Genomic DNA, 1,464 nt, shown 5'->3' on the forward strand with positions numbered 1-1,464 from the left:
GTTACTTCGTCGGGATCAAGCTCACCGTTACCGTTCTTATCAAGACCGACTTGAACTGTGTGTGTGCCATTGTTATTGTCTACAACTTTAGCTAGTGGAGACTTACCATCTTTTCCGTCTTTAACGATGGTAGATGAGGTTACTTCATCTGGATCCAACTGACCATTGCCGTTCTTATCAAGACCAACTTTAACAGTATGTGTGCCGTTATTGTTGTCTACGACTTGAGCCAATGATGGCTTGCCATCTTCACCTTTAGCACCAGTTGCGCCTGTTGCTCCAGTTTCACCTTTATCACCCTTAGCTCCGGTCGCACCTGTAGCACCGGTTGCCCCAGCTTTTCCATCTTTAATGACTGTAGAAGATGTCACTTCATCTGGATCCAACTGGCCGTTATTGTTCTTATCGAGTCCGACTTGAACTGTATGGGTGCCNTTGTTGTTATCAACAACCTTAGCTAGTGGAGACTTACCATCCTTACCGTCTTTAACGATGGTAGATGAGGTTACTTCGTCTGGATCGAGCTGGCCGTTATTGTTCTTATCAAGACCAACTTTAACAGTGTGAGTGCCGTTATTATTATCCACGACTTGGGCTAATGATGGCTTACCATCTTCTCCTTTAGCACCAGTTGCGCCTGTTGCTCCAGTTTCACCTTTATCGCCTTTTGGTCCTGCTGCACCGGTTGCACCGGTTGCTCCAGTTTCACCTTTATCACCTTTAGCTCCGGTCGCACCTGTAGCACCGGTTGCCCCAGCTTTTCCATCTTTAATGACTGTAGAAGATGTCACTTCATCTGGATCCAACTGACCGTTATTGTTCTTATCGAGTCCGACTTGAACTGTATGGGTGCCGTTGTTGTTATCAACAACCTTGGCTAATGGAGATTTGCCATCCTTACCGTCTTTGACGATTGTTGAAGATGTTACTTCGTCTGGATCTAACTGGCCATTGCCGTTCTTATCAAGTCCAACTTTAACAGTATGTGTGCCGTTATTGTTGTCTACGACTTGAGCCAATGATGGCTTACCATCTTCTCCTTTAGCACCAGTTGCGCCTGTTGCTCCAGTTTCACCTTTATCTCCTTTGGCTCCGGTAGCTCCTGTAGCACCAGTGGCACCTTTATCTCCTTTGGCTCCGGTCGCACCTGTAGCACCAGTGGCACCGGTTGCGCCAGCTTTTCCATCCTTACCATCTTTGATGATTGTAGATGATGTTACTTCGTCTGGATCAAGCTCACCGTTACCGTTCTTATCAAGACCGACTTGAACTGTGTGTGTGCCATTGTTATTGTCTACAACTTTAGCTAGTGGAGACTTACCATCTTTTCCGTCTTTAACGATGGTAGATGAGGTTACTTCATCTGGATCCAACTGACCATTGCCGTTCTTATCAAGACCAACTTTAACAGTATGTGTGCCGTTATTGTTGTCTACGACTTGAGCCAATGATGGCTTGCCATCT

At 46.0% G+C, this 1,464-nt stretch carries 1 protein-coding gene; it reads right to left on the bottom strand.

Translation table 11 applies throughout. The features are described from left to right. A partial coding sequence (locus D8792_RS10655) for a collagen-flanked surface repeat-containing protein (protein WP_446677394.1) occupies positions 1-1,448 on the bottom strand: 1,448 nt, incomplete at its 3' end. Positions 1,449-1,464: the final 16 nt, after the last annotated feature.

Source organism: Streptococcus cristatus, from assembly GCF_003943505.1.
Classification (GTDB): domain Bacteria; phylum Bacillota; class Bacilli; order Lactobacillales; family Streptococcaceae; genus Streptococcus; species Streptococcus cristatus_E.